Origin of the sequence: Bradyrhizobium sp. USDA 4538 (genome assembly GCF_024171045.1) — a bacterium.
Classification (GTDB): Bacteria; Pseudomonadota; Alphaproteobacteria; order Rhizobiales; family Xanthobacteraceae; genus Bradyrhizobium; species Bradyrhizobium australafricanum.
Map to the genome: position 1 here is coordinate 4,023,622 of NZ_JALJZE010000001.1, position 23,185 is coordinate 4,046,806.

The window sequence follows — 23,185 nt, forward strand, 5'->3', positions numbered from 1 at the left end:
TGAAAAGTTGGTGCTCAAACAAGGTGCTACGGCAACTATTTCGGCCAGCCCGCGGCGCGATCACGCATTAACGCCGATTCTCACAATTCCGCAGGGAAAGACAGCACACGGCCTTTTCATTTTGCAGTGCAGCAATTATCTGATCGGGTGACACAGAAGACCAAATCACCTCAGGAGTTGCTGTTGTCCCTGATCAACAACGTCGAATTTCTGCGTCATCTGCCGAAGATGAACGCGTTCAGCGGCCTTGGCGCACTCGCGCCGGCCGTGCCGACGCCGCTCGTCGAGACGACCGAATTCGGCGTCAACCCCGGCGATCTGAAAATGTTCTCGTTCGTGCCCGCGCAGCTGGCGCGGTCGCCCGCGCTCGTCGTGGTGCTGCATGGCTGCGGCCAGACTGCAGCGTCCTACGATCACGGTGCCGGCTGGTCGGCGCTTGCGGCGCATTACGGCTTCGCACTGCTGATGCCGGAGCAGCAGTCTTCCAACAACGGCAACACCTGCTTCAACTGGTTCAACCCGCAAGACATCGCGCGCGGGCAGGGCGAGGCCGCGTCGATCAGGCAGATGATCGCGCATCTGGTCGGCACGCATGAGATCGACCCGCGTCGCATCTATGTGACGGGACTGTCCGCCGGCGGCGCGATGGCCTCGGTCATGCTCGCGACCTATCCGGACGTGTTCGCGGCCGGCGCCATCATCGCCGGCCTGCCGTACGGCGTCGCCACCGATCTGCGCGAAGCGCTGCACGCGATGATGCATGGCAGCGCGCTGTCCGCGCCCGAGCTCGGCGGTCTCGTGCGCAACGCGTCCACGCATGGCGGCGCCTGGCCGAAGATTTCGGTGTGGCACGGCAGCGCCGACCGCACCGTGCATCCGGGCAACGCCGATGCGATCGTCCGGCAGTGGCTCGACGTGCACGGCCTGCCGCTTGCCGCGATGTCGACGGCGGATGTCGACGGCCATCCGCGCGAGGTGTGGTGGAACGCCGACGGCGAAACGCTGGTCGAGTCCTACACCATCGCCGACATGGCGCATGGCACGCCGCTCGGGCTTGCCGACAATGACGAGCGCTATGGCGTGGAGGGCGCGTTCCTGATCGAGGCCGGGATCTCCTCCTCCTATCACATCGCGAGCTTCTTCGGCCTGACCGACAAGGTCCGTCAGCCGCATATCGCGCCGACCGGAATTCCGCGTGAGCGCGCCGACACGGTCTCGATGACGGTACCGGTGCCCGCGGCCGAGCCGGAGGTGGCGTCCGGCCGCAAGAGCGATCGGCAGCGCAAGCGACGGAGCAAGGGTGTCGATGTCGGCGGTGTCATCACGCGGGCGCTCACCGCTGCGGGGCTGATGAAGTAGCTACATCTCGCCGGTCAGAAACGGATTCGTCATCCGCTCCTGGCCGATGCTCGATCCGGCGCCATGGCCGCAGATGAAGCCGACATCGTCGCCGAGCGGCAGCAGCTTGTCCTTGATCGACTGGATCAGCGTCGGATGGCTGCCGCCGGGCAAATCGGTGCGTCCGACCGAGCCGGCGAACAGCACGTCGCCGACATGGGCGAAGCGCAGCTCCTTGTTGAAGAACACCACGCTGCCCGGTGAGTGGCCGGGGCAGTGCAGGATGTCGAAGGTGAGATCGCCGATCGAGACCTGATCGCCCTCATCGAGCCAGCGGTCTGGCCCGAAATTGCGTACCCCGGTCATGCCGAAGCGCGCGCCGCTCGAGACGACATTGTCGAGCAGATATTTGTCGGCGATGTGCGGGCCCTCGATCTTGACCTGCAGCGCGTCGCGCAGTTCGGCGGCGCCGCCGACATGGTCGATATGACCGTGGGTGAGCCAGATCTTCTCGACCGTCACGCCGGTCTGCTTGATCGCAGCCTGGATCTTCGGCACGTCGCCGCCGGGGTCGATCACCACGGCCTTCTTGGTGGGCTCGTGCCAGATGATGGTGCAGTTCTGCTCGAACAGCGTCACCGGTACGATGATCGCGCCGGCCTTCGGTTTGGTGTCGGTTGTCTCGTTCATGGGGGCACCATAGGCTTCCGGGAAACGTCGTCAACACGCGCTGGAAATGCGGCTGCCCCGGCGTGTGATCCCAAAACGGACCGTGATAAGGTCACCTCCAGCAGAAGAAGTTCGTGAGCGGGCCGGTACGCGGCTGCTCTCGATCATGATTCAAGTCATCGCAGTCCGGAACTTCATGACCCAGGCTTCCAAATCACCGCTCGGCGGACCCCGGACCACCGCGCGAGCCTTCTTCGTCGCAGACCGCATCAACACGTCCGGTCTCGAGCGCGGCGACGTGCTGGCCACGACGCCGCTGGCGTTTCGTGTCAATGAAAACGGCGTGGCGATCCTGTTCCGCTACGGCGTCGTCGTGCTGATCGGCCTCAATGCGCTGGAGGAGGATGAATTCCTGCGCAGCCTGCAGTCGCGCATGACCGGCCTGTTCACGCGGCGCGAGGAGGAGATCGCAATCATCGAGCTCGCCGCCGAGAAGGAGGATCAGATTCCGCCGGGCGGCCCGATCTATCTGCAGGGCCTCTCGCCGGAGCGGCTGATCCTGGTCGGCGAGGCGTTGGCGAAAAGCGTGGTGCTGGCGCGGCACGAGCGCGAGGTCCGGGCAGTCTTCGACACGACCGAGCCGCTTGCGCGTGAGCTCGCCAAGGGCGGCCGCGTCCATCGCGGCCGCGTTGCGATCCTCAAGCACATCGGCAACGCGCTGCTGGTGCGGCATCGCGTAGCCGGACCGGTCGAGGTATCGGAGAAGCCGGACATCCTCTGGGACAAGCCGCAGCTCGAGCGCCTCTACGCCAGGCTCGAGGACGAGTATGAATTGAAGGAGCGTGCGGAGTCGCTGAACCGCAAGCTCGCAGTCGTCGCCGAAACCGCGCAGGTGCTGACCGACATCATCGACACCAGCCGCTCGCTGCGGCTGGAGCTGATCATCGTCTTCCTGATCCTGTTCGAGGTGCTGATCACCATCTATCAGCTGGCGATGGCCCGGCATTGAACGGGCTACAGCGGCCGAATCCGGCCATCTTTCCGTCCCGAATTGTGCGTCATCCCTGAACCGATCGGCCACTCCGGGCGCGGAGCGGCCTAGGCCGGGCTGCGAGCTTGGGGGGACGGGATGGATCAGGACAACAGGGACTGGTGGCGACGCGGCATTTTCTATCAGGTCTATCCCCGCTCGTTCGCGGATAGCGACGGTGACGGCGTCGGCGATCTCAAGGGGATCATCACGCGGCTGCCCTATCTGACGCGGCTTGGCGTCGACGCGGTCTGGCTGTCGCCGATCTTCCCGTCGCCGATGGCCGATTTCGGCTACGATATCTCCGATTACACCGGCATCGACCCGCTGTTCGGGACGATGGAGGATTTCGACGCGCTGGTCGCGGCCGCGCACGATTCCGGCCTCAAGCTGATCCTCGATCTGGTGCCGAACCACACATCCGACCAGCATCAATGGTTCATCGAGGCGAAGAGCTCGCACGATAACCCTAAGCGCGACTGGTACATCTGGCGCGATCCGGCGCCGGACGGCGGCCCGCCCAACAACTGGCTGTCGGAGTTCGGCGGCAGCGCCTGGGCGTATGACGAGGCCTCAGGCCAATACTATTATCACGCCTTCCTCGCGCAGCAGCCCGATCTCAACTGGCGCAATCGCGAGGTCAGGGACGCGATCTACGACGTGATGCGCTTCTGGCTGCGCAAGGGTGTCGACGGTTTTCGCGTCGACGTGATCTGGCACCTGATCAAGGATGCCGACTTCCGCGATAACCCGACAAACCCGCACTATCGCGAGGGCCGGCCGCCGCACGAAAAGCTGCTGACGCAATATTCGACCGATCAGCTCGAGGTGCACACCGTCATCACCGAGATGCGCAGCGTCACCGAGGAATTCGACAACCGCGTGCTGATCGGCGAGATTTATCTGCCGCTGCATCGGCTGGTCGCCTACTACGGTAACGATCTACGCGGCGCGCAGATGCCTTTCAATTTTGCGCTGCTGTCGACCTTGTGGAGCGCGCGAGCGGTCGAGATGATCATCGCCGACTACGAAAAGGCGCTGCCGCCGGGGGCGTGGCCGAACTGGGTGCTCGGCAACCACGATCGGCCGCGGGTGGCGAGCCGGGTGGGGCCGGCGCAGGCGCCGGTCGCGGCGATGCTGCTGCTGACGCTGCGCGGCACGCCTACGCTCTATTACGGCGACGAGATCGGCATGCGCCAGGTTGCGATTGCGCCGGATCAGGTGCGCGACCCCTTCGAGAAGAACGTGCCGGATATGGGCGTCGGCCGTGACGGCTGCCGCACTCCGATGCAATGGAGCGCCGAGCGCCATGCCGGCTTCTCGACGGCTCCGCCGTGGCTGCCGCTGGCGCAGGATTTTGCCAGCGACAATGTCGCAAGTCTCGAAGCCGAGAGGACGTCGATCCTCAATCTCTACAAGGCGCTGATCGCGCTGCGGCGAAGGCTGCCGCAGCTCGTCCATGGCAGCTATGAGCCGGTGGCGGCGCACGGTGATGTGCTGCTCTACCGGCGGCGCAGCACTGAGGGCGTGGCCGTGATCGCGCTGAACTTCGGCGCGGCCGCCGCGTCGGTCTCCTCGAGCGCGATCGGCTTCAGCAATGAGGTCCTGCTGTCGACCTTGATGGACCGGCAGGGCGAGAAGGTCGAAGGCGTGCTCGATCTGCGCGCCAATGAGGGCGTGATCCTTGGGCCGCATCAGGACGATTGACGCCGGGTGCGGGGCTCCATGGTATCGATGTCGCTGCGCTTGAGCAGATAGTCGAGCCCACCGACCCGATACCAGCGATAGCCGTAGGCCTCGATCAGAAGCTTGTGGCGACCGGCCTCGTCGGCGCGGCTGTGGTCCTCGGTCAGGAGATTGACGAGGAGTTTGCCGGCGTCGTCGGGCAGCCCGACGTTGAACGATATCTCGAGCGGCTTTTCCGCGAAGTTGTGCACGAACAGCACCGAGTTGTTACGCCAGTCGTACCGGATGATCAGGATGGCGGGGTTTCGGCTTGCGATAACCTTGAAATCTCCCCAGCCGACCTCGGGGACTTCCTTGCGCATGCGGACGATGCGCTCGGTCCAGTTCAGCATCGAATTGGGGTCGCGCCGTTGCTTGGCCGCGTTGACGTGCTCATAGCCATACGGTCCATTGTCGATGACGGGCACACATGGCCGATCGCTCTCGGTGAAGCCGGCGTGTGGCTCGGTCGACCATTGCATCGGTGTGCGCGCGCAACCGCGTTCGGGCAGGTCGAGATTGTCGCCCATGCCGAGCTCATCGCCGTAGCGGATCACGGGCGTGCCGGGAAGCGTGCACATCACGCTGTAAGCGAGCTCGATGCGCCGGCGGTCGCCGCCCACATGGGCGCAAGCCGTCGCCGGATGCCCCGGTCGTAGAGCTGCATGCTCTTGTCGGCACCGAATGCCTCGAACACCGTCTCGCGCTGCGGCTTCGACAGGCGGCCGAGGTCGAGTTCATCATGATTGCGCAGGAACAAGCCCCATTGTGCGGTCGCGGGCCGTGGCTTGGTCGCCGTCAGTGCCTTCGCCAACGGCTTCGTATCCGCCGACGCCAGCGCGTAGAACAGATGCTGATTGACATGGAAGTTGAACATCATGTGCATCCGGTCGCCGTCACGCCCGAAATATTCCATGTCCGTCTCGGGCAATACGTTGGCTTCAGCGAGGATGATCGCGTTGCCCTGGCGCCATTGCAGGAATTCCCGAAACGATCGCAGCATGTCGTACTGCTCGACCGGCTTGCGCCTGGAGGCGACCCTTGGTCGCGATCACGAAGGGCACGGCGTCCATGCGGAAGCCCGAGACGTCGAGCTGAATCCAGAACCCCATGATCTTGAGGATCTCGGCCTGCACATGCGGGTTCGATGTGTTGAGGTCCGGCTGGAAATCGTAGAAGCGATGAAAGTACCAGGCGCCGGCTTGCTTGTCGCGCGTCCAGGTCGATTTCTGAACGCCGGGAAACACCATGCCGGCGTTGGCATTGGCGGGCTTCCTGTCCGACCAGACATACCAATCGCGGTACGGCGAGTCCTTCGAGCTGCGCGCCGATCGAAACCAGTCGTGCTGATCCGAGGTGTGATTGACGACGAGGTCGATGATGACGCGGATGCCGCGCTGCTGGCAGCCATGGGTAAATTCAACGAAATCGCCCAGCGTGCCGTAGCGCGGATCGACGTCGTAATAATCCGAGATGTCGTAGCCGTCGTCCCTGTTGGGCGAAGGCTGAAACGGCATCAGCCAGATCGCGGTGATGCCGAGCCCGTGCAAATAGTCCAGGCGCCGGAGCAGACCGCTGAAATCACCGATGCCATCGCCGTTGGCATCCATGTAGGTGCCAACCGACAGGCAGTAGATCACTCCGTTCTTGTACCAGAGGTCGTCGATCACCAGGCAATCCTCACCAGTCCACCCGTGGCGGCGGCCGGGAGGATAAGCGGTGAGGCGGCGACGGGTTCCTGTGGAGCGCCGTCCCACAACGGAGACGGACGACGCTCCGTGCCGGCCTGACGCTGCCGCGTTGTATCGGTTGGAGCATGATCTCCGCGGAAAGCCGGCTTCCACTTTTCCGGATCATGCTCTCGTGGAATCGGCTAATCTTCGCGCAATGGACTCATCCGCCCGCCAGATCGCGCTTGTGCCCGCGCCCGACCGACGCCAGTCGGAGACCGCGCTTGCGATTGCGCGCGGCACGGCGAGGCTTCTGAGATCGCTGGGATTTTCCTGCATCAGCGAATTGCCGCTGCCGTCCGGCCGAAGAGCCGATCTGGTCGCGCTGAACGAGCGCGGCGAGATCTGGATCGTTGAGATCAAGTCGTCGGTCGAGGATCTGCGCACCGACCAGAAATGGCAGGACTACCGGATGCATTGCGACCGGCTGTTCTTCGCCTTCACGCAGGATCTGCCGTGCGAGATCTTTCCCGTCGACACCGGTTTGATCATCGCCGACGCCTATGGCGCGCATCTGTATTGCGAGGCGCCGGAGCACCGCCTGCCGGCGGCAACCCGCAAGGCGATGACGGTGCGCTTTGCCATGGCCGCGGCGCAGCGCATCAATCGGCTGGTCGATCCGCAGGGGCACGCCGAGTTTTAGCGAAGAACATTGCTGTTGCCCCGTCATCCCGCGCAAAGGCCTCGCCTTTGTCGCTGGAGGCGCGAGCGGAGCGAGCCTCGAAGGATGGTTCGGCCGGGGCTGGTGGCCGTCGACCCTTCGAGACGCGCGCAAGGGCGCGCTCCTCAGGGTGACGGACAGCTTGTTGGATTCCGTAGGATGGGTAGAGCGAAGCGAAACCCATCAGCTTCGGGACACCGGGAGAGAGGATGGGTATCGCTTCGCTCCACCCATCCTACGAAGCTGCCCACCCTACAAAAGCAAATGGCCGGGACGAGCCCGGCCATCGCGAAAACAAATGAAGCGATCGCTTAGCGCGGTGCGCGCTTGGCGAGGATGCGCTGCAAGGTGCGGCGGTGCATGTTGAGGCGGCGCGCGGTCTCCGAGACGTTGCGGTTGCACATCTCGTAGATGCGCTGGATGTGCTCCCAGCGCACACGGTCCGCCGACATCGGATTGGCCGGCAGCTCGGACTTCTCGGTGCCGGTCGCGAGCAGCGCGGCGACGACGTCATCGGCGTCGGCGGGCTTCGAGAGATAATCGACGGCGCCCATCTTCACCGCGGTGACGGCGGTGGCGATGTTGCCGTAGCCGGTCAGCACGATCGCGCGCGCCTCGGGGCGCTTGCGCTTCAACGCCGAAACGACGTCGAGGCCGTTGCCGTCGCCGAGGCGGAGATCGACGACCGCGAAAGCGGGCGCGGCGCGGCCGATCTCGGCGAGACCATCAGATACCGTGTCGCATGACTTCACCGCGAAACCCCGCGTCTCCATCGCGCGCGACAGGCGTTCCAGGAACGGCTTGTCGTCCTCGACGATGAGGAGCGAGCGGTCGGCATGGTCATTCAGTTCAGTGATGGCGTTCACGATCCATTTTTCCCTGTGGCAGACCCCTATTATATGGGGTCCTACTGCGGCGCTGCCAAGGCAGCCGAAAGTCGCGTGCTTGTCTGGAAAGAGCAATGCATCCGTAATGCCAGGGTCGCGATTAAGAATCGTTCTTAGGATTCGGTTTCGTCGCCCGGCGCGGCTTCCTCGAAGCGCTCGCGCGGCCAGACGATCTGCACCACGGCGCCGTGATCGGGAAAGGTGCGATTGGTAAACGACACCTTGGCGCCGGCGCGTTCCAGCAACGTCCGTGCGATGAAAACGCCCAGACCCAGGCCCCCACGTGGGTTTTGGGCCTCATCCGCACCTCGGCGACGCGACAGATACGGCTCGCCGATCCGCTTCAGCATGTCGGGCGCGATGCCCGGACCGTCGTCGGAGACGACGACTTCAACGGTCTCGGCGTTCCACCACGCGTTCACCTCGACGGTCTGGTGCGCGAAATCGACCGCATTTTCGAGAATGTTTCCGACGCCATAGAGGATCGCCGGATTGCGCGCGGCGACCGGTTCAGGCGTTGCTGCGACAGCAAGCCGCACCTTGATGTTGATGCCGAAATCGCGATGCGGCGCCACCGCCTCCTCGATCAAGGTCGACAGCTTCATGGTGTCGAACGGCGCACCGCTCGATGACAATTGCGCGATCTTGCTCAGGATGTCGCGGCAGCGCTGCGCCTGCTCACGCAGGGTCTTGAGGTCGCCGGCGATCGCCGCGTCATGCACCGTCTTCTCGAGCTCGCGCGAGATCAGGAAGATCGTCGACAGCGGCGTGCCGAGCTCATGCGCGGCGGCGGCGGCGAGGCCGTCGAGCTGAGTCAGGTGCTGTTCGCGTGTCAGTACCAGTTCAGTCGCGGCCAGCGCATCGGAGAGCTGGCGCGCTTCCTCGGTCACCTGGAATGCGTACAGACTGGTGACACCGATCGCGAGCAGGATCGAAAGCCAGACGCCGATCAGATAGATCGGCGGCAGTACCAAGGGATCGTCGGCATCCCAGGGCAGCGGCAGATGATAGAAGAACAGCGCCGAGGCGCAGGCGACCGCAAGGCAGCCGAGCGCTATCGTCAGCCGGATCGGCAGCACGGTGGCCGAGATCAGGACCGGCGCCAGGAACAGGAACGAGAACGGGTTCTGCAATCCGCCGGTGAAGTACAGGAGGCCGCCGAGCTCGACGATGTTGAACGCGAGCAGGGCCGCGGCATAGGCCGGCTCCAGCCGCTGCATCGGGTTGAAGGCGATCTGCAGCGCCAGATTGAGCAGCGCCGAGAACGTCACGATGGTGACGCAGGGGACGATCGGAACGTCGAATTCCAGTCCCTGCGCCACGATGAAGATGGCGACGAGCTGGCCGAGCGCGGCGAGCCAGCGCAGCCGCAGGATCGTATCCAGGCGGACGTAGCGGCGGGGTTGGCGGAAATCGGAGGCGACGTCGGTCATGCCGGGACCTTAGCTGTGCCGTGGGCGGCGCACAAATTCGCGACTTAGCGCAACGATGCAGGGCGAGCCTTTAATTACCGCCAAGCCTTTAATTACCGCCGAGCCTTGCGCTTATTGTCGCAATGGCTCAATGACGGCCATATGCAACAGGTCGGGACAGGTCAGAGGCAAGCTCCGGCGGCTGAACAAGGCGAGTCGGCCGCGATCGACGTTGCGCATCTGGTCAAGGTCTACAAGACCACCCGCGCGGTCGACGACATCTCGTTCCGCATCGCGCGCGGCAGCATTACCGGCCTGCTCGGCGGCAACGGCGCCGGCAAGACCACGACGATCGCGATGATCATGGGCCTGGTGCTGCCGACCTCGGGCAGCGTCGAGGTGCTGGGTGCACGAATCCCCGAGCAGCGCTACGACGTGCTCGGCCGGATGAATTTCGAAAGCCCCTATGTCGACATGCCGATGCGGCTCACGGTGCGGCAGAACCTGACCATTTTCGGGCGCCTTTATGCCGTGCAGCGTTTGCGTGAGCGGATCGACCAGCTCGCCGACGATCTCGATCTCAAGGAATTCCTCGACCGCTCCAACGGCAAGCTCTCCGCCGGGCAGAAGACCCGCGTCGCGCTGGCGAAGGCGCTGATCAACGAACCCGATCTCTTGCTGCTCGACGAGCCGACCGCCTCACTCGACCCGGATACCGCCGACTGGGTGCGGCAGCATCTCGAGACCTATCGCAAGACCCATAACGCGACCATCCTGCTGGCGTCACACAACATGCTGGAGGTCGAGCGCCTCTGCGACCGCGTCATCATCATGAAGCGCGGCAAGATCGAGGACGACGACAGCCCCGAGCGGATCATGGCGCGCTACAACCGCGACACGCTGGAAGAGGTGTTTCTCGACGTGGCGCGCGGCCGCCTGCGCGAGGGCGCGCCAGAGGGCACACCATGAGTGAACTCGTCAGCCAGCACCAGCACACCATTTCACTGCAACGCATCAACGCGATGGTGCTGCGCTATTGGTACCTCTTGATGTCGTCGTGGCCGCGGCTCCTGGAGCTGGTCTACTGGCCGGCATTGCAGATCATCACCTGGGGCTTCCTGCAGAATTACATCTCGCAGGCATCCGGCTTCTTCGCCAAGGCGGGCGGCACGCTGATCGGCGCCGTGATCCTGTGGGACATCCTGTTCCGCGGGCAGCTCGGCTTCTCGATCTCGTTCCTGGAGGAGATGTGGGCGCGCAACCTCGGCAACCTGATGATGAGCCCGCTGAAGCCGATCGAATTCCTCCTCTCGCTGATGATCATGAGCCTGATCCGGCTCGCCATCGGCGTGATCCCGATGACGCTGCTGGCGCTGTTCTTCTTCGGCTTCAACTTCTACGCCATCGGGCTGCCGCTGATCGCGTTCTTCTGCAATCTGATCTTCACGAGTTGGTCGGTCGGCGTGTTCGCCTCCGGCCTCGTGCTGCGCAACGGGTTAGGGTCGGAAAGCATCGTCTGGACGCTGATGTTCGCGGTGATGCCGCTCGCCTGCATCTACTATCCGGTCGAGGTGCTGCCGGCCTGGCTGCAAGCTGTCGCCTGGACGCTGCCGCCGACCTATGTGTTCGAAGGCATGCGCTCGCTGTTGATCGATCACGTCTTCCGCGCCGACCTGATGGCGTGGGCGCTGGTCATCAACGCGGTCCTGTTCGCTGCCTCTTTTGCGATCTTCCTTGCCCTTTTGCAGAGCGCCAAGCGCAACGGGTCGCTGCTCGGCGGTGGTGAATAAATGTCACTTTCTCGTGGATTCTCGGCCTTTTAGCCCGATATCGCCCCCAGATTCGGCTCGCGGCGCATTGACGCATTGTTACGCATTGGTCAGTATGCTGCGGCGCAAAACAGGGGTCTGAAACTACTATGCCCATCGGTGAATTTGGCGGTGCCCCGCCACTAGCGGCGGAAGGCAGCCCGGCACTCACGACGCCGTTGTACTGGATGTACGAGATGGCGCATGCGTCGCTCAACCCGGTGCGCGCGGTGACCGACGCCACCAAGATCCTGTTTCAGAACCCGCTCAATCCGTGGACCCACACCGAGTTCGGCAAGTCGATCGCCGCCGGCTGTGAGTTGTTCGAGCGCACCACGCGCCGCTACGGCAAGCCCGAATGGAACCTGCCGACGACCGAGGTCAACGGCATCCGCACCCCAGTCGAGGTCCGTTCGATCTGGGAAAAGCCGTTCTGCCGCCTGCTGCATTTCGATCGCAAGCTGACGCGCCCGCTGCGTTCGCCGCAGCCGCGCGTGCTGATCGTGGCGCCGATGTCGGGCCACTACGCGACGCTGCTGCGCGGCACAGTCGAGGCGTTCCTGCCGACGCATGAGGTTTACATCACCGATTGGGCCGACGCGCGCATGGTGCCGCTCGCGGCCGGCCGGTTCGATCTCGAGGACTATGTCGACTACCTGATCGAGATGTTGCACGCGCTCGGCGGCAACATGCACGTCATCGCGGTGTGCCAGCCTTCGGTGCCTGTCGTGGCAGCTGTTTCGGTGATGGAAGCCAACAACGATCCGTTCGTGCCGCTGTCGATGACGCTGATGGGCGGCCCGATCGACACCAGGCGCAATCCGACCGCGGTCAACAACCTCGCGGAAGAGCGCGGCATCGAGTGGTTCCGCAACAATGTCATCACCAAGGTGCCGTTCCCGCATCCGGGCGTGATGCGTGACGTCTATCCGGGCTTCCTGCAGCTCAACGGCTTCATCAGCATGAACCTCGACCGGCACATGGACGCGCACAAGGCGCTGTTCGCCAATCTGGTCAAGGGTGACGGCGATCTCGTCGACAAGCACCGCGAATTCTATGACGAGTATCTCGCGGTGATGGACCTCACCGCCGAATATTACCTGCAGACCGTCGACCTTGTCTTCGTCAAGCACGCGCTGCCGAAGGGCGAGATGACCCATCGCGGCAAGCCGGTCGACCCGTCGAAGATTCGCCGCGTCGCGCTGATGACGGTCGAAGGCGAGAAGGACGACATCTCAGGTCTTGGCCAAACCGAGGCGACGCACGCACTCTGCACCGCGATCCCGAACCATCGCCGCGTGCATTACGTGCAGAAGGGCGTCGGGCACTATGGCGTGTTCAACGGCTCGCGTTTCCGGTCCGAAATCGTGCCGCGGATCTCCGATTTCATGGTTTCGGCGGCCAATACGCGGCTTTCGCTGGTCGCCGCCGCCGAATAGGTATCGCCCCGGCCGCGATTTTCGCGGTCGCGCAAGTCGCTGATTTAACTAAAAGAATCTCAAATCAGACCAGGCTCAAAGGGTGAATATAATTTCATTCTTTCGGCCTTTTTCGTAACCTTGATTCATCGGAAAAATTCCGGTTCCAGCCCCTGCCTGTAGAGGTCAATTAACGTCCAGCCCCTGTATATTGGGCAAATGATTTGTTTTTGCGCCGAGCGCTTTCCCTGGCGGCGGATATGGCAAAGTTCGGGCGAACTCCTGCTCCCCGGACTCTCAGAAATGGCTACTCGCGCGCTCCTCTATCGGCGGCCTGCCGAACCCGCGACCGTATTGGTCAGACACGGCTCCCAGTTTTTCACCATCAGGTTGCGCCGGCACAGGCGCGCGCGCCGCTACACACTCAGGATACATCCGACCGATCGCGAGGCGATCCTGACGATGCCGCCGCGCGGCACGATTCCCGAAGCCAAGGAGTTTGCCAATCTCCATGGCGGCTGGATCGCTGCCCGTCTCGGCCGTTTGCCGAAGGCGGCGCCGTTCCAGCCCGGCACCGTGGTGCCGTTGCGCGGTGTGCCGCATCGCCTCGTGCACCGCTCGGGCGAGCGCGGCACGGTGTGGACCGAGGCGCGCGACAGCGGCGAGAGGATCATTTGTGTTGCCGGCGGCGTCGAGCACATGGATCGTCGCGTGCACGACTTCCTCAAGCGCGAGGCGCGCAAGGACCTGCAGAAGGCGGCGCAGCTTCACGCCGCGGAACTCGGTGTGCGGGTACGCCGGATCTCGATCCGCGATCAGTCAAGCCGCTGGGGCTCGTGTACCTCGGCGGGTTCGCTGTCGTTCTCATGGAGGCTAATCCTGGCGCCGCCCTTCGTGCTCGATTACCTCGCCGCGCATGAGGTCGCCCATCTCGTCGAGATGAACCACTCGGCGCGGTTCTGGCGGGTGGTCGACAAGGTCTGCGCGTCGGTGACGCGCGCCAAGAACTGGCTCGACACCTACGGCAACGACCTGCACCGCTACGGAATTCAGGAGTAGGGCGCGCTGTTCGCCCCGACCGTTGCTGTCATCGCCCGCGAAAGCGAGGGCTTTGCGAAAGTCGAGCAATCGACAGGGGCGGGCGCTGGTTGTTTGGGCCTGTTAGTGGCTTGGATGGGTCAGCCATGATGGCTGGATGGCTGGTTTGGTTAGGCGATCTGGGGTGGCGTCCTGGCCCATCGCTGGAGATTGATCGCAGTCGCGGCGAGCTGGAAAGCTGCGGCATTGCGCATCAGGCCCCGATAGCGGGCACGCGCCAGACCGTAGACGCGCTTGAGCAATGCGAACAACGGCTCGATCGGCGCGCGTCGATGCGAGATGACCGCATTACGACGCACCGCCCAAGGTCCCAAGCGAAGCCAGCGGTTGTGTCTGCGCATGATGCCGTCGCGAATATCCATCTCCTTCAACCGCACGCGTCGCGCGATGGTATCGTAGGCTTTGTCAGCGTAGACCGTTGCCTCGTCGCCGCAGATCAGCCCGTCGGCGGGCACGGTGTCGTTGACATTGGCTGGCGTAAAGGCGAGGCGCCGGATGATGCGACTGCCTTGGTCCATCGCCACGTGCATCTTGTAGCCGAAGGCATATTTGCCGTCCTTCTTGGTCCAGGCAGCGTCAGGATCGTGCGCGCTTTTGACCAGTTTGCTGGCCGGCCGCCCGTCCGCATCCGGGGGCAAATCGGGATCCGGTGGTTCGGGTGGATTTACCGCCGAGCGGATCAGCGAAGCGTCGATCAATGTGCCGCGCTTCAAGACGAAGCCGGACTTCTCGATCTGCGCCGTAATCAGGGCGAAAGCGCGCTCCGCCAGCCCGCTCTTGGCCAGTTGTTCGCGGAAACGCCACAGCGTGGAATGATCCGGCACCGGCTCACTCAGCGACAGGCCCAGAAAGCGCCGGAACGACAGGCGGTCCACCAGTGCTTCCTCAAGTCCCGGATCCGACAGACCATACCATTGCTGCAGCAACAGCGCCTTAAACAGCGCCAGCGACGGGTAAGCTGGCGCCCCCATCGACCCGCTGCGCAAGCCGCTCAGCAGCGCTTCAATCGCGTTCCAGTCGACCAGTTCCGACACTCGCTGCAATGGCGCATTGGCCCTGGCCGCGTCATTCATCAGCCCATCTGTAAAGCTCAATTGACCAATCTGGCGCTCCGCCATCCGACCCTCCGGCGAATCCTTCACCAAAAGAGAATCATCCCGGGCGACTTCTGCAAAGCCCTCGCGAAAGCGGGCGATCCAGTATTCCAGAGGCATTTGTCTTCAATCGATGGGCCGCGGCGTACTGGATCCCCCGCTTTCGCGGGGGATGACGGCTTGAGTGCGTAGCCCGGATGGAGCGTAAGCGTAATCCGGGGCAGTTTTCACCGATGGCGCGACTGGTCCCGGATTACGCTTCGCTTCATCCGGGCTACGGAGCAACGCGATCCGTCCGCCTACCGACTTCTATCGAAACAACCGATCCGCCAGCCAGCCGTCCAGTCCGGCCGCTGCCTCCGGCCGCGCGTTGGGATTGGGTGGCGCCGAGGCGCGGGCCGGCGTCGGCGATGGCGGGCGATAATAGCCGCCGGATGGCACCGGCGCGGGCGGCTGCGATGCCTGCATCGGCGGCTGAATCTGCATCGGTCCCGCAGGCGCTGACGGCGCGGTGACCTGCGACGAGATCTGCATCAGGTTCGCCGGCCCCCAGCTGCCTTGCGAGTTCGGGATCGCCGCGACCGGCACGCCCTGATGCGCCGCCTTCATGAAGCGGGTCCACACTTCGACCGGCAGGCCGCCGCCGGTCGCCTTCTTGGTCGGTGAATTGTCGTCATTGCCGAGCCAGACGCCGGTGACGAGCTTGGCGGTGTAGCCGATGAACCAGGCGTCGCGATAATCCTGGCTGGTGCCGGTCTTGCCGGCGGCTGTCCAGCCCGGGATCTCCGCCTTGCGCGCGGTGCCCGAGATCAGCGTCTCGCGCATCATGCTGTTCATCATCGAATCATAGCGCGGCTCGATCACCTGGTTGGGCGGATCGGTCGGACGGTCATAGAGCAGCTTGCCCGAACTGGTCTTGATCTTGGTCACCACATGCGGCGACACCACGTAGCCGCCATTGGCGAACGGCGCATAGGCGCCGACCAGCTCGATCACCGAGACTTCCGAGGTGCCGAGCGCGATCGAGACGTTGGGCTCGAGCTTGGAGGAGATGCCGAGCCGGTGCGCGGTGCGCACCACATTCTTGGCGCCGACCTCGACGCCGAGCCGCACCGCGACCGTGTTCAGCGACATTGCCAGCGCCTGGGTCAATGTCACCGAGCCGAAATATTCGTGGGTGTAGTTCTCCGGCTTCCAGCCCTTGATGTCGAGCGGCGCGTCGGTGCGGATGGTGTCCGGTGTCAGTCCTGCTTCGACCGCGGTGAGATAGACGAACGGCTTGAACGCCGAGCCCGGCTGCCGCTTCGCGGTGACCGCGCGATTGTACTGGCTCTCCGAGTAGTTCCGGCCGCCGACCATGGCGCGCACCGCGCCGTCCGGTGTCATCGCCACCAGCGCGCCCTGGCTGACATTGAACTTCACGCTTTTGGCGGCGAGCTCATCGATGATGGCGGCTTCGGCGACATTCTGCAGCTTCGGATCGATCGTGGTCTGCACCACGATGTCCTGGTCGATCTGGCCGACCAGATCGTCGAGCACTTCGCCGATCCAGTCGGCGACATAGTTCACGGTGCCGGCGCCGGCCGGCTTCACCGCAATCGAGGGCTGACCGATCGAGGCCTTGGCCTGCGCCTCGGTGATGAACTTGGCATCGGCCATCGCCGCCAGCACGACCTGCGCGCGCTGCTCGGCGCCTTCAGGGTTGCGGTTCGGCGCCAGCCGCGACGGCGACTTGACGAGGCCGGCCAGCATCGCGGCTTCCGGCAGCGTCACGTTCTTCGCCGACTTGCCGAAATAGCGCTGCGCGGCGGCCTCGACGCCATAGGCGCCGGAACCGAAATAGACCCGGTTGAGATAGAGCTCGAGGATCTCGTTCTTGGAATGCTTGCGCTCCAGCCAGAGCGCGAGCTCGGCCTCCTGCAGCTTGCGCTGCATGGTGCGCTCCTGGGTCAGGAACAGGTTCTTGGCGAGCTGCTGGGTCAGCGTCGAGCCGCCCTGCGAGACGCCGCGGTGCAGGAGGTTGGTCACCGCCGCGCGCAGGATGCCGACCGGGTCGACGCCGTAATGCGAATAGAAGCGGCGGTCCTCGATCGCGATGAAGGCCTTCGGCAGATAAGGCGGCAGATCCTTCAACGCGATGTTGGCGCCGGCCATTTCGCCGCGCTGCGCCAGCACGCTGCCGTCGATGCCGACGATCTGGATCGTCGGCGGACGCTTGGGAATCTCCAGCGACTGGATCGGCGGCAGATGCGCGCCGACCCACACCACGACACCGATCACCGCAATGCCGGCCCACAGGCCGAGCACCGCGGTCCAATAGAACAGGCGGCCGATGCCAAAGCCCCGCGGCTTGCTGCGCCGCTTGCTGACGCTGCGCGACGGGCGCGGTTTCTCGCTACCGGAATCGCTGCCCTTGTCGCTGCTTTTGGGTTTGGATTTGGCGGGCTTGTCGTCGCCGCCGCCGGGAATGCGGTCGGACGGCGACAGTCGGAGGTCGGCAAGCGCGGCCGGAAGCCCGAACAGCGGCTCCTTGCGCGCACCGCCTTTTTTCCGTCCCCACGCCATCCGCAACGCTCACACCCTGACAGGGACGCACGCTAGCGTTCCCGGTTTAAGGGGCGGTTACGCAAAGCTTAACGGGGCATTAGGAGGTGAGGCAGCGCGTGCTACATAAGGAGCATGATCAGGAAAAGTGGGCACCGGTTTTCCCTCGCGACAAACGCGGAGCATTTGCGCGGAGATCATGCTCAAACAGGATGGAAGAGCGCGATAGAGCGATCGCGCTAGGGAACAAGAAACGAAGGAGCACCGCATGGGCCATATCGATCCGACCAAGGACGTTTTCGTGCAGTTCCGGGACAACAACCGGCCGGGCCCGATCCACATGCTCAACCTGGTGCGCCTGCGCGAATGGGCCGCCTATCCCGACGGCCGCAAGGCCACCGGCGCGGAGGCTTATGCGGCGTATGGCCGCGAGAGCGGGCCGGTGTTCGAACGGCTCGGCGGCCGCATCGTCTGGCAAGGCCGCTTCGAGCTGATGCTGATCGGACCGCAGGAGGAGCGCTGGGATCACTGCTTCATCGCGGAATATCCAAGCGTCGCCGCCTTCGTCGAGATGATCCGCGATCCGGTCTATCGCGAGGCGGTGAAGCACCGCCAGGCCGCGGTGGACGATTCCCGCCTGATCCGCCATGCCGTGCTGCCGGTGGGGAAGAATTTCGGCGAGATTCCGAAGTAGGCGCGTAAAAATCGATGGGTCGCGGCGATCTCCATCCCCGTCATGCTGAGGTGCGAGCGGAGCGAGCCTCGAAGCATGCACGGCCCCGCTGGTGGCCGTCGACCCTTCGAGACGCGCCTCGCGCTCCTCAGGGTGACGGTGATAGGACATCCCCGCAAACAAATCGGCGGCCTGGAGGCCGCCGATTGCATTTCAAACCTGCGCGAACCGGCTAGCCGGCCGGGCCGGCGTCCTCGAGGATCGGGCCGAACAGCTCCCAGCGCTCGCCGTTGAAGCGCATCATCTGCAGCTGCTTGTTGACGCGATAGTCGTTCGGCGCGGTGTTGCCTTTGATGCCGGGCAGCGCCATGTCGAGCTCGACATTCTTCAGGTTGGTGGCCTGCTTCAGCACGTTGTCGCGGGTCAGGTCGTCGCCGCACTGCTTCAGCACATGCACCATCAACTGGGCGGTCGAGTAGCCATAGGTGTTGAAGTTCGAGTTCTTGTCGCCGTCGGGATAGTACTTGGCCATGAAGTCGAAATAGCGCTTCATGCCCGGATCGTCCTTCCACTGCGGATCGGCCGGATCCTTGCCGTAATTGGTGCTGATCAGGCCCTTGGAGGCTTCCAGGCCCGCCGGCTGCAGCACGGCGCCGACCGAGGTCGCGTTGATGTCGACGATGTGGATCGGGTGCCAGCCGAGCTCGGCGATCTTCTTGATCGCCTGCGCCGCCTGCTTCGGCGTCGAGGCCGAGAAGAACAAGTCGGCGCCGGCGTCCTTGATCTTGATCACCTGGGAATCGATGGTCGGGTCGGAGACCTCGTAGGAGGCTTCGGCCACGATCATCTTGGCGGCCTTGTCGCCGAGCCCGGCCTTGATGCCGTTCAGATAATCCTTGCCGAGGTCGTCGTTCTGATAGAGCACGCCGATCTTGGCGTTGGGGTGCTCCTTCAGGATGTACTGGCCGTAGATGCGGCCTTCGACGAAGTAGTTCGGGTTGAAGCCGAGCGTCCAGGGGAAGTTCTTCGGGTCGGTGAACTTCGAAGCGCCGGTGGCGGCAAACAGCTGCGGCACCTTCTTGGCGTTGAGATACTTCTGCACGGCGGCGTTCGACGGCGTGCCGACGATCTGGAAGGTCAAGAGCACCTCGTCGCTCTCGACGAGCTTGCGCACCTGCTCGACGGCCTTCGGCGGCGAATACGCGTCGTCATACTGGATCAGGTTGATCTTGCGGCCGTTGATGCCGCCCTGATCGTTGATCATCTTGAAGTAGGCCGCCTGGGTCTTGCCGATCGAGGCATAGGCGGAGGCCGGCCCGGAGAAGGGGACGGTCTGGCCGATCTTGATCTCGGTGTCGCTCGCGCCGGGATCGTACTTCTTCTGCGCAAAGGCCGACGTTGCAGACAGCGCGATCGCGAGCGCCGTTCCCGTGACCAAGTGAAAAATCCCGTTCCTCATAATGCTGTTTCCCTCACGTGACTGATGGTTGGCCGATGATCTTGTCCGCGGGTTCAAGGTCCCGCGGTCGCCATCGCTGGGCCGGGATACTGGAGGAACCGTTATTGCAACGCAAGACGAGCGCTGCCGAAAAGGTGAGCGATTTCAGTCAACCAAAGTAGGGGGCGTTGCGAAAAGGTGGGTGGAGCGGCGCGAAGGTTGGGGCCCGCTTTACCTCGCCCCGCCTGCGGGGAGAGGTCGCATCGCATCGAAGATGCGATGCGGGTGAGGGGGAGTCTCCGCGGGCGCAGCTAATGCAGCGGTGCGCGGAAGCAGCCCCTCACCCCGACCCTCTCCCCGTAAGGACGGGGAGAGGGAGTGGAGTCTCGTCCCGACCGCGGCTAGCCCGCCGGTCCGGTGTCCTCGATGATCGGGCCGAACAGCTCCCAGCGCTCGCCGTTGAACTTCATCATCTGCATCTGCTTGTTGATGCGGTAGTCGTTCGGTCCCGTCGTGATCGACATGCCCGGCAGCGCGAGGCTCGGCACGAACTTCTTCAGGCTGGTCACCTGCTTCATCAGGTTCTCGCGGGTGAGGTCGTCGCCGCACTGCTTGAGCACCTGGATCAGCAGCTCGGCCGTCGAGTAGCCGTAGGTGTTGACGGTGTTGAGCTTGTCGCCTTCCGGATAATACTTGTCCATGAACGCGAAATAGGCCTTCACGCCGGGATCGTCCTTCCATTGCGGGTCGGCGGGGTCCTTGCCGTAATTGGTCGAGATGATGCCCTTGGAGATGTCGAGACCGGCCGGCTTCAGCGTCGCCGACACCGGGCTCGCATTGATGTCGAGGATGTGCACCGGGTTCCAGTTGAGGTCGGCGATCTTGCGGATCGCCTGCGCGGCGAATTTCGGGGTCGAGGCGTCATAGACCAGATCGACGCCGGCGGCCTTCAGCTTCACGATCTGGGAATCGACCGTCGGATCGGTCAGCTCGTAGGACACCTCGGTGACGATCATGCTCGCGGCCTTGTCGCCGAGCCCGCTCTTCAGGCCGGTGATGTAGTCGCGGCCGAGATCGTCGTTCTGGTAGAAGATGCCGATCTTGGCGTTGGGGTGATTGGCCAGGATGTATTTGGCGTAGATGCGTCCCTCGGACTGGTAGTTCGGGTTGAACGCGATCGTCCACGGCGCGTTCTGCGGGTCGGAGAAGCGCGAGGCGCCGGTGGAGGCGAGCAGCTGCGGCACCTTCCTGGCATTCAGATATTTCTGCACGGCGGCATTTGACGGCGTGCCGATGATCTGGAACGTGAACAGCACCTCGTCGCCCTCGACAAGCTTGCGCACCTGCTCGACCGCTTTCGGCGGCGAATAAGCGTCGTCATACTGGATCAGGTTCAGCTTGCGGCCGTTGATGCCGCCCTGATCGTTGATCATCTTCATGTAGGCCGCCTGGGTCTTGCCGATGCCGGCATAGGCGGATGCGGGGCCGGAGAACGGCACGGTCTGGCCGATCTTGATCTCGGTGTCGGTCGCGCCGATGTCGTATTTCTTCTGCGCGGTGGCCGATGTAACCGACAACGCGATCGCAAGCGCCGTCGCAGCGAGCAATTGCACGCTTCTCATGTCCGTGACCTCCCTGTTGCCGGTGATCTTGTCCGCAAGCTCAGGCCGGCGGATGTCACCGTTGCACGGGATGATGGAGGAACGGCTGGGCCATTGCAAGACGATGCACCCTGCGCGCGATGTCGCGTTTGAGCATGATCCGGAAAACTGTGAAGCGGTTTCCGAGCGGATCATGCTCAAGAAAACAAAAGCGCGCCCGCGCGTTAGGCCAGCCAGAGCTGGATCAGTGCCAACGCAGCGGGAGCCGCCTGCACATAAAGAATGCGGCGGCTGACGGTGGCGGCGCCATAGGCACCGGCGACAATCACGCAGAGCAGGAAAAACGTCTTGATCTGGAACGCGAAGGCCGGATTGCCATGTATGAGGCCCCAGATCAGTCCGGCGGCGAGGAAGCCGTTATAGAGCCCCTGATTGGCGGCGAGCACCGCAGAATCGTTTGCCTTCTCGATCGAGTTGCGAAACGTCTTCAGCCCGAGCGGCTTGGTCCACAGAAACATCTCGAGCACAAGGAAATAGACGTGCAGCATGGCCACCACCGCGACCAGAACATTGCCAAGCAACAGCATATTGCGGTCCCCCAGAGCTTCGGTTCTGATTGAATCAGAATCGAAGCTCAAAATTGTTGTTTTGACGCGTTTTCTTCACGCGAACCGGTGTCCACTTCGCTCGAAAACGCTTTAACCGGAATTCGGGTGGACGCTAGCATGCGGGCGGTGAATTGTATGCCGACCGATCTGCTTGCCCGAGATATGACAATGGCCGACCGCAGGACTGCACAGACCTTCAACCTCGACCGCCACAAGACCCCGATCGGCACCGCGCTGCTGGTGACCGATGACGACGGCGTGCTGCGCGCGCTCGACTGGGACGACTATGAAGGGCGCATGCTCGACCTGCTGCGGCTGCATTATGGCGCCGTGACGCTGCGGGGCGGTAGCGCGCCGGCTGCGATGCGCAAGGCGCTCGGCGATTACTTCAAGGGCGATCTCGATCGTCTCACCGATGTCGAATGGCGCGTCGCTGGCACGCCGTTCCAGCAGAAGGTCTGGCACGCGCTGCCGAACATTCCGCACGGCACCACCATGAGCTACGGCGCGCTGGCGGCGAAACTGAACGCGCCGAATGCGATGCGCGCGGTCGGTCATGCCAACGGCTCCAACCCGATCAGCGTCGTCGTGCCATGTCATCGCCTGATCGGCGCCAACGGCTCACTGGTCAAATATGGCGGCGGGCTGGAGCGCAAGCGCTGGCTGCTGCGCCACGAGGGCGTGGAGGTCTAGAGTGATTTCGAGCGGGAACCGGTTCGCGTGAAGACGCGCGTCAAGACAACGATCCAGCAATCCGCTTCGGCCGCCAGTGTGGCGATCAATCGAGATCTTCGCGGGGCATGTTGCGCAGATCGCGCACGATATAGAGGAACACGACGAGCGAAGGTACCCACGCGAGTATCGCTCCCACCAGCATCGCATCGACCGTCGTCATGTGAGACTCCTTGCGCGCTATTGGCCAACGTCGTCAGATCGGCTTTTTCGATGGGGCGCCGGTTCTGGGGAAGGGATACAGCCACTTCCAATAGGCCTTGTTGCGCTCCAGCTGCCGCTTGTGGATCTCGCGGCACTTCGTCGAGCAAAACTGCTCAAAATACCAATTATGCCGGATCAGCCCGAAAGGCCGCTTGCAGGCCGGATTTCCGCAACGAGCTGTCATGACGCTGCCTCCGCATTCGCGCGCCAAAGCCAGCGGATGAAATCCTCCTGGCCTTTGTAGAAGCAGAGGCGTCCGCAGTAGCGTTCGCCCGCCGGATTTCGCAAACAGATGATCTTGGGGTCTTCGCTGTCACACTGGGCGCAGCGCGGTTCCGCACGCATGGCGACCTCCCTCCGAGGAATTGCCATTTGCCAATCAAAATGTCTGGTGCTGTCCTTGCCGTCGATCTTCCCGAAGGACGACGATGCGAAATCTCGCGCCGCCGCCGTCCATGCGCAACTTGTCCAGATGTTTTGTCGCATCATCCTTGCGTATAGCCGGCCCGGTGATG

19 protein-coding genes and 1 pseudogene are annotated in these 23,185 nt (G+C 63.5%); 10 read left to right on the forward strand and 10 right to left on the reverse strand.

Annotation, left to right across the window (positions count from 1 at the left end; all coding sequences use genetic code 11):
• Nucleotides 1–183: 183 nt before the first annotated feature.
• Nucleotides 184–1,359, forward strand: a complete 1,176-nt coding sequence (locus J2R78_RS18105; RefSeq protein ID WP_253605962.1) for a PHB depolymerase family esterase — start codon at nucleotides 184–186, stop codon at nucleotides 1,357–1,359.
• Here J2R78_RS18105 and J2R78_RS18110 read toward each other — a convergent pair whose 3' ends face one another.
• Nucleotides 1,360–2,028: an MBL fold metallo-hydrolase gene (locus J2R78_RS18110; protein WP_057015387.1), complete on the reverse strand. Its 669-nt coding sequence runs from the start codon at nucleotides 2,026–2,028 to the stop codon at nucleotides 1,360–1,362.
• Between the two features lie 175 nt (nucleotides 2,029–2,203).
• On the opposite strand from J2R78_RS18110, the gene J2R78_RS18115 reads away from it, so the two are divergent.
• The gene (locus J2R78_RS18115) at nucleotides 2,204–3,016 is read left to right on the forward strand and encodes an RMD1 family protein (RefSeq protein WP_057015413.1); all 813 of its coding nucleotides are present in this window, start codon (nucleotides 2,204–2,206) and stop codon (nucleotides 3,014–3,016) included.
• Nucleotides 3,017–3,136: 120 nt separating this feature from the next.
• Complete coding sequence (locus tag J2R78_RS18120; protein ID WP_253605963.1) at nucleotides 3,137–4,744, forward strand: alpha-amylase family glycosyl hydrolase; 1,608 nt, start codon at nucleotides 3,137–3,139, stop codon at nucleotides 4,742–4,744.
• On the opposite strand, the pseudogene J2R78_RS18125 reads toward J2R78_RS18120, so the two are convergent.
• Nucleotides 4,732–6,432, reverse strand: a pseudogene (locus J2R78_RS18125) (alpha-amylase family protein). The gene J2R78_RS18120 and the pseudogene J2R78_RS18125 overlap by 13 nt on opposite strands.
• A 217-nt stretch (nucleotides 6,433–6,649) precedes the next feature.
• Here J2R78_RS18125 and J2R78_RS18130 point away from each other — a divergent pair.
• The gene (locus tag J2R78_RS18130; RefSeq protein WP_253605965.1) at nucleotides 6,650–7,135 is read left to right on the forward strand and encodes an MmcB family DNA repair protein; all 486 of its coding nucleotides are present in this window, start codon (nucleotides 6,650–6,652) and stop codon (nucleotides 7,133–7,135) included.
• Between the two features lie 329 nt (nucleotides 7,136–7,464).
• Here the strand turns inward: J2R78_RS18130 and J2R78_RS18135 are convergent, their stop codons facing one another.
• Both J2R78_RS18135 and J2R78_RS18140 read right to left on the reverse strand, forming a co-directional pair.
• Nucleotides 7,465–8,019, reverse strand: coding sequence for an ActR/PrrA/RegA family redox response regulator transcription factor (locus J2R78_RS18135; RefSeq protein ID WP_016845514.1), 555 nt, complete (start codon nucleotides 8,017–8,019; stop codon nucleotides 7,465–7,467).
• Nucleotides 8,020–8,153: 134 nt separating this feature from the next.
• Nucleotides 8,154–9,473 carry an ActS/PrrB/RegB family redox-sensitive histidine kinase gene (locus J2R78_RS18140; RefSeq protein WP_253605971.1) on the reverse strand — a complete coding sequence of 440 codons (1,320 nt, stop codon included), beginning with the start codon at nucleotides 9,471–9,473 and terminating at the stop codon, nucleotides 8,154–8,156.
• A gap of 141 nt (nucleotides 9,474–9,614) precedes the next feature.
• Here J2R78_RS18140 and J2R78_RS18145 point away from each other — a divergent pair, with 141 nt between their 5' ends.
• The 4 genes from J2R78_RS18145 to J2R78_RS18160 all read left to right on the forward strand — a co-directional run bounded on the left by J2R78_RS18145 (nucleotide 9,615) and on the right by J2R78_RS18160 (nucleotide 13,737).
• Nucleotides 9,615–10,421: an ABC transporter ATP-binding protein gene (locus J2R78_RS18145; protein ID WP_253605972.1), complete on the forward strand. Its 807-nt coding sequence runs from the start codon at nucleotides 9,615–9,617 to the stop codon at nucleotides 10,419–10,421.
• Nucleotides 10,418–11,242, forward strand: a complete 825-nt coding sequence (locus tag J2R78_RS18150) for an ABC transporter permease (RefSeq protein ID WP_253605973.1) — start codon at nucleotides 10,418–10,420, stop codon at nucleotides 11,240–11,242. Before J2R78_RS18145 ends, J2R78_RS18150 begins: the two co-directional genes overlap by 4 nt.
• 128 nt (nucleotides 11,243–11,370) lie before the next feature.
• The gene (locus tag J2R78_RS18155) at nucleotides 11,371–12,699 is read left to right on the forward strand and encodes a polyhydroxyalkanoate depolymerase (RefSeq protein WP_028341465.1); all 1,329 of its coding nucleotides are present in this window, start codon (nucleotides 11,371–11,373) and stop codon (nucleotides 12,697–12,699) included.
• A 198-nt stretch (nucleotides 12,700–12,897) separates the two neighbouring features.
• A complete protein-coding gene (locus J2R78_RS18160; RefSeq protein WP_253605974.1) occupies nucleotides 12,898–13,737 on the forward strand; it encodes a M48 family metallopeptidase in 840 nt (279 codons plus the stop codon).
• A gap of 149 nt (nucleotides 13,738–13,886) precedes the next feature.
• On the opposite strand, the gene J2R78_RS18165 is transcribed toward J2R78_RS18160, so the two are convergent.
• Both J2R78_RS18165 and J2R78_RS18170 read right to left on the reverse strand, forming a co-directional pair.
• A complete protein-coding gene (locus tag J2R78_RS18165) occupies nucleotides 13,887–14,990 on the reverse strand; it encodes an IS5 family transposase (RefSeq protein WP_253605975.1) in 1,104 nt (367 codons plus the stop codon).
• A 189-nt stretch (nucleotides 14,991–15,179) separates the two neighbouring features.
• On the reverse strand, nucleotides 15,180–17,435 hold the full coding sequence (locus J2R78_RS18170) for a transglycosylase domain-containing protein (protein WP_253605976.1): 2,256 nt from the start codon (nucleotides 17,433–17,435) through the stop codon (nucleotides 15,180–15,182).
• Nucleotides 17,436–17,682: 247 nt separating this feature from the next.
• On the opposite strand from J2R78_RS18170, the gene J2R78_RS18175 reads away from it, so the two are divergent.
• Entirely contained in the window at nucleotides 17,683–18,108 is a 426-nt protein-coding gene (locus J2R78_RS18175; protein ID WP_253605977.1) for a DUF1330 domain-containing protein, read from the forward strand.
• Between the two features lie 211 nt (nucleotides 18,109–18,319).
• Here the strand turns inward: J2R78_RS18175 and J2R78_RS18180 are convergent, their stop codons facing one another.
• From J2R78_RS18180 to J2R78_RS18190, 3 genes are all read right to left on the reverse strand, one after another.
• Nucleotides 18,320–19,546 carry an ABC transporter substrate-binding protein gene (locus J2R78_RS18180; RefSeq protein WP_018269220.1) on the reverse strand — a complete coding sequence of 409 codons (1,227 nt, stop codon included), beginning with the start codon at nucleotides 19,544–19,546 and terminating at the stop codon, nucleotides 18,320–18,322.
• Between the two features lie 380 nt (nucleotides 19,547–19,926).
• Nucleotides 19,927–21,147, reverse strand: coding sequence for an ABC transporter substrate-binding protein (locus J2R78_RS18185; protein WP_076824752.1), 1,221 nt, complete (start codon nucleotides 21,145–21,147; stop codon nucleotides 19,927–19,929).
• Between the two features lie 203 nt (nucleotides 21,148–21,350).
• Nucleotides 21,351–21,713 carry a DUF1304 domain-containing protein gene (locus J2R78_RS18190; RefSeq protein ID WP_028335620.1) on the reverse strand — a complete coding sequence of 121 codons (363 nt, stop codon included), beginning with the start codon at nucleotides 21,711–21,713 and terminating at the stop codon, nucleotides 21,351–21,353.
• 189 nt (nucleotides 21,714–21,902) lie between these two features.
• Between J2R78_RS18190 and J2R78_RS18195 the strand changes: the two genes are divergently transcribed.
• Nucleotides 21,903–22,427, forward strand: coding sequence for a methylated-DNA--[protein]-cysteine S-methyltransferase (locus J2R78_RS18195; RefSeq protein WP_253605979.1), 525 nt, complete (start codon nucleotides 21,903–21,905; stop codon nucleotides 22,425–22,427).
• Nucleotides 22,428–22,850: 423 nt separating this feature from the next.
• Here J2R78_RS18195 and J2R78_RS18200 read toward each other — a convergent pair whose 3' ends face one another.
• Nucleotides 22,851–23,156, reverse strand: coding sequence for a hypothetical protein (locus tag J2R78_RS18200; protein WP_253636014.1), 306 nt, complete (start codon nucleotides 23,154–23,156; stop codon nucleotides 22,851–22,853).
• Nucleotides 23,157–23,185 lie beyond the last annotated feature (29 nt).